The sequence below is a fragment of the Synergistaceae bacterium genome (genome assembly GCA_017443945.1).
Lineage (GTDB): Bacteria > Synergistota > Synergistia > Synergistales > Aminobacteriaceae > JAFUXM01.
The window spans coordinates 1-5,711 of sequence record JAFSXS010000063.1 but is presented as its reverse complement, the minus strand read 5'-3'; the positions used below and the strand labels follow the sequence as shown (position 1 = coordinate 5,711).

The following is a 5,711-nucleotide window of genomic DNA, read 5'->3' as shown; positions in this document are numbered from 1 at the left end:
CGCCTGTGTCGACACTTACGAGTGAGCCTCTGTTGCGCGTGATTAAATCTCCGGCCCATTCTTTATAACCGCTGAAACAGTTTGACATAATGCCAAGTCCGCGCGTGTCCGTCAAAAATTCGCCTCTATAACCGATTAAGCCTCGTGTCGGAATCTCGATTTCAATGCGTAATAACCCTCTGTCAGGATTGTCAATATTTAAAATTTTTCCTTTGCGCTTTGACATTTTCTCAAAGACTATGCCTTGATATTCTTCTGGAACGTCAATAGTTACAAGCTCGTAGGGCTCGCATTTGACTCCGTTTTTGTATTCGATTATGACTTCAGGTTTAGAGATGCAAAATTCCATACCTTCACGGCGCATTTCTTCAATTAAGATTCCAAGCTGCAACTCGCCTCGCCCGGAAATTTTTACACCATCAGGACGGCCGAGATCTTCCATTCTTAGCGACACATTAACGTGCATTTCTCTCTGTAAACGCGCTTTGAGCTGTCTCAACGTAACTGCTTGACCCTCACGACCTGCAAACGGCCCCGAATTAACAAGGAAGAACATAGAAACCGTCGGCTCCTCGATTGAAAGCGGCTTTAAAGGTTTGTCTGCGATCTCATCATTTGCGAAAGTGTCTCCTATGTCGATTTCACTAGGTCCGGTCAGCCAAACAATATCGCCCGCGCTTACTTCGTTTACTTCGACTCGTTCAAGTCCCCGCGTTACCCATAATTGAGCGACTTTTGCATTTTCTCGGCCGGTTATCTGCCAGTCGTCGCCGGTGTGATCTGTTGAGTTCCATTTTGTAGAGATTCTCGTGAATGATTCACCCTTTTTGATATGGCCTTGAAGGATTTTCCCGCAGCCTATACGCCCTACATACTCATTCCATGCTAGAGTGCTGACTTGCATTAAAAACGGTTTTGACGGGTCGACATCAGGTGCAGGGACATAATCAATTATCGCCTGAAATAAATCGTCCATGTTGTCGCGTCGTGTGTCGCTTAAATCTTTTACTGCCCAACCGTTAAGCCCTGAACCGTAAAGAACGGGAAAATCTGCCTGCTCATCAGTTGCGCCGAGTTCAAAGAATAAATCAAAAGTTTGATTCAATGCGCGTGTAGGGTCTGCTCCTTCGCGGTCTACTTTATTGATGAAAACTAGCGGCTTCATTCCGATTGATAGTGCGTGCTGCAAAACATAACGAGTCTGCGGCATAGGCCCTTCGTTAGCGTCAACGATTAATATTACGGAGTCAACTGTTGATAAAATTCGCTCGACTTCTCCGGAAAAATCAGCGTGCCCGGGCGTGTCAATGATGTTGATTAAATATCCTTTCCATTCAACTGTGCATGGCTTAGATCTTATTGTAATGCCTCGTTCGCGCTCTAAAGGGTTATTGTCCATGATTCTTTCTGCGACTTGGGTATGTGCTGCAAAGGTCTGCGCGGCCCTGAAGATTGAGTCAATTAGAGTCGTCTTGCCGTGATCTATGTGTGCTACGATTGCGAGATTGCGAATATTTTTAGAGTCTTGCATAAATAATAATCATTCCTGTTACAAAAAAATTTTTTCCTGCAAATTTTAGCATAGATTATCATAATAAATCTCCCCTGCCGATTATGACAGAGGAGACAAAATTTTTTATTGCTGCTTATAATGAAAGTATATTCACGAGATTTTGCGCGTTCTGGTTTGCTTGAGTGAGCATTGAACTTCCTGCGTTACTTATAATTTGCAGCTTGATGAACTCTAAATATTCTTTTGCCATGTCAGTATCAGCTAATCTGCTTTCTGCTGCGTTTAACTGAAGGCTTGTCTGCGTCAAACTGTTAGCGTTGTATTCAAGCTCGTTTTGATATGCGCCGACTCGTGATCTCTGCGTTGAGACCTTATGAATCGCTGCATCAATAATTGTAATTGCCTGAGACGCGCTTTTTCTCGATGTCAAGTCAACACTATTTATTCCGAGAGCACTTGCTGTCATGTCGCCGATGTTGATATAAAAGTCTTCCCCGTAATTCTGGCCGATTTGAAACGCTGTCCCCTTGTCTACAATGTGAATCGTTGTCTCATAGGCTTGAGAGTCTGCGCTGAAGACATAATTTTTTGCTGCGTCGCTCCATGTTGCTTTAATATTGGCCATGTAATCAAATTCTATGCTAACATTCGGACTGATTATGCCGTTAATAGTATTTCCGTCGGTCTGGATATTTTTCGCGAGAACTTTGCCCGTATGAGCCTCATATACTGAAGCAGTGTAACCGTTTTCTGTCGCTGATTGAATCGTGTTGAGTCCTAAAGTGTTTAATAAATCCTCGTTCTCGGACGTAAATTTTAATTTGCCCTCATTGCCTGCAACTGCTGAACGAATTACGAAAGTTCCCGCAACAGACTCGAGTCCGCTTGTATCTTCTTCTGTTATGAAGCTGACGAATTTATTAGGGTTGTCCGTATATAAAGATTGATTCAAGTCATATGCGATTGCGTTATTTAATTTCTTGCGTACGTCTTCTATTGTGTCAGTTGAATATAATGTAACTTGAGTGTTTTTGCCGTTGCCCTGCGTGATAGTTAAAGTCTGGGGCTGTTCGAGCATAAATACTCCGCTTGGGTTATAGAATTCCGGAATATCTTGAAGAGTTATGAGTCGTTCGGGATTCCTCGTTGTGTTAGTAACATAGCTTGAACCTGCGCCATTTTCGCCGCGTCCTATTGAACGAGTCGCACCGTTTGCAGTGTCAATCCATCCAGACAAAGTTAATTCAGCGTTAGAGCTAATTTCGATACTGCCGCCGTTAGAACCGTTACCGCCTCCGATAGCTGCTGCACCGCCTGAACCTGTTGCGTTAATTTTTCCGCCGTTAATAATTATGAAATCTACATTTGAAGAGTCCCCGCGCGCTTCTCCTCCGCTGCCTATGCCTGCGCCTGAACCTGAACCCGTCGCCGTAATATTTCCGCCGTTAATTGTAATTTGTACGTGTGCGCCTTCGTCATTGTATCTGTTGTAGTAACCTCCTCCGCCTATGCCTGCGCCGTTTTGACTCGCTTCTGCCGTAATTGTTCCGCCGTTAATTGTGATTGCACCGACTGAACCTTTCCAGCTGTCAGCATTATGGCAAGCTCCGCCGATTCCTGCACCACAGCCCGAACCCGTCGCCGTTAGAGTCCCTTCTTCCGAGCCGGTACCCTCACAGCTATTTATCACAAGTGATCCTGTATAGCCGTTAACGTTTTGTACTTCAAGGCCTGCGCTTTCTCCTGTTCCTGCTGTTAAAGAGTTATCGCCTGCAAGAAATAATTTTACGTTTGCGCCGTTAATCTCGAATGCACTTCCGGAATCAGCAGAAATATTTACATCCGTTAATCTGATTTGAGCGTCGACCCCTTGATTTACTACAATTTTTGTATCAGTTGTTGAGCCTGTACCCTGAATGTGATATTTTCCGCTGCCGGTTATATTGAGTGCACCGTCTTTAAATTCCCAGCCATGCCCGGATGTTGCGCCGTTGATGTCTTCGCCGTCTTCTATATTAATTGTGAAGGTGTATTCATTTTCTGAGTCGCCGTCGTTGATGTCGGGTATCGTGAAAATTCCAGTTTTCAAGACTTCTGCTTGTCCGGGGCGTGCTTTGACTTCGATTCTGTAATTGCCTTCAGCTGTATTTTTCTGGCCGAATTGGTCTATAGTTGTGAGTGAGCCTGCGATTTTTACCTGCGTTGCTGCTTTGTCAGATGTCCACGAAGCTCCGGAGCTGCCGTCAAGTAATCTCTTGCAATTGAACGTAGTATTTTTCGCGACGTTGTTAATATTTTCGCGTAATTCTGCTATTTCTAACTGTATGTAATTTCTGTCCTGCGTCGTAAGAGTGTCATTTGCGGCCTGTACTGAAAGTTCGCGCATTCTTTGCAGCATAGAATTAATTTGATCCAGCGCACCTTCTGCGACCTGAAGCATAGAGACTCCGTCTTGAGCGTTACGGATTGCCCTATCCACGCCGGAAAGCTGCGAAGAAATATTAAGGGACATTGCTAACCCGGATGCATCATCAGCTGCTGTTGCTGTACGTTTTCCCGTAGAGAGTGCCCGCGCAGTGTTCTCGATTGCTTTATTAGTCGCCGTCAGAGAATTGTACGCGAGCATTATATTATTATTGCCTACCATCATCATGATTCTAAATATCCGCCTCCTGCTAAAATATTTATATATTTTCCTGATTTATATTTTCGGCAGTTAGACGGGGATTCTAAAATTTACCGCCCGCAACTATCAGAACCCGAAAATTTTTGCTGCTTCAGTCATGTTATCGCGAATCTTAACACCGAACGGACAACGTTTTTCGCATGAACCGCATTTAATGCACTCGCCGGCGTGGTGCTTGAGTAGTTCATAATGACTCTTGACTGTTTCGGGAATATTATTATTTTGCGCTGACTGTGCAAGATTCAAAAATTTAGTAACTGACGCAATATCTATTTTCACCGGACAAGGCCCGCAATGAGTGCAATACATGCAATGACCTTCCCAGCTGATTTTTGGGAACGAGGCAAGAGCAAGCGCGTAATCTCTTTCTGACTCGCCGGCATTCTCGAAATTTAATGACTCTTTTAACTGCTCGACAGAATGAGCACCAGCCAAGACACACGCTACAGCAGGACGACTCAACGCGTAAGAAATGCACTGATTCACCGTCAAAGCTGCACCCGCCGGAGATAAATTCGCGTCTAACAAATCACCGCCGCCGAAACATTTCATTACAGTAATGCCGACTCCGAGTCTTTGGCAGGTTTCATATAATTTTTCGCGTTCGGGATCCATATTTGTTAAGTGATTCGCGTAATTCTCGTCTGCCCATAAATCTTCTACGTTTTCGCTTGCTGGTTGTAAGTCATAGCAGGGATTTACGCTGAACATTAATACTTCAATTGAGTGACTCTCTACAGCTTTTAATGCTACTTGAGGATTATGAGAGCTTAACCCAATGTGCTTAATTTTTCCGGACTTCTTTAATTCGCGTGCATAATCAAGAATCCCGTTATTAATTATCTCGTCCCAGTCATCGAGAGCGTCGCAATAATGAATCATTCCAACGTCAATATAATCAACCTGCAAAAGTCTTAGCGAGTCTTCAAAACCTGATTTTGTCTCCTGCAAATTTCTTGTGCGTGTGTATTGGCCGTCCTTCCAGATTGAACACAAATGAGACTGAATAATAAATTTTTCGCGTCTACCCTGTAATGCTTTGCCGATTGCTGCGCGTAATTCGGGATCCGGCGAATATAAATCAAAATAGTTAATTCCGGATTCTTCAGCGAGATTAAATAATTTTCCGCACATTGAATAATTTTCCTCGATCATTCCTTCACAGCCTAAAGAAATTTCGCTGACTCTGAGTCCTGTTGTGCCTAATTCGCGATAAATCATAAAAAAATTTTCTCCCCTCAATAAAAGTATTATGCAATTATAGCGCGTTAAAGCACGGATTAATCAAATTTTAGCTACAAAGTCAAAGGCAAAACATTTTTTTGCAGACGGTGCCGTCTGCTTGGCAATAGCTGCTCCCGTTGGTCGCAGCAGGGGACATTTTTCCGTTACTTTGCAGGGCTTATTGTCTTCGAAGCAATTGGTTGATCCCACCCACCCACCCGTTATGAGTCTGGAGTCGCGTTCATGAAAAATTTTTTCTCACATAACGGCAATCAATGCAATGAGGGG

General features: G+C 43.8%; 3 protein-coding genes. All 3 read right to left on the bottom strand.

What is annotated here, in order from left to right:
• Positions 1-1,531: GTP-binding protein (locus tag IJT21_06875; protein MBQ7577969.1), on the bottom strand; the 1,531-nt coding region annotated here is incomplete at its 3' end.
• Between the two features lie 115 nt (positions 1,532-1,646).
• On the bottom strand, positions 1,647-4,166 hold the full coding sequence (locus IJT21_06870; GenBank protein ID MBQ7577968.1) for a flagellin: 2,520 nt from the start codon (positions 4,164-4,166) through the stop codon (positions 1,647-1,649).
• A gap of 99 nt (positions 4,167-4,265) precedes the next feature.
• The gene (locus tag IJT21_06865; protein MBQ7577967.1) at positions 4,266-5,420 is read right to left on the bottom strand and encodes an aldo/keto reductase; all 1,155 of its coding nucleotides are present in this window, start codon (positions 5,418-5,420) and stop codon (positions 4,266-4,268) included.
• Between the last annotated feature and the right edge of the window lie 291 nt (positions 5,421-5,711).

What these genes read in the sequence shown, in the direction of transcription:
- IJT21_06870 (MBQ7577968.1), bottom strand. Translation starts at nt 4,166, where the DNA reads ATGATGATGGTAGGCAATAATAATATAATGCTCGCGTACAATTCTCTG.
- IJT21_06865 (MBQ7577967.1), bottom strand. Translation starts at nt 5,420, where the DNA reads ATGATTTATCGCGAATTAGGCACAACAGGACTCAGAGTCAGCGAAATT.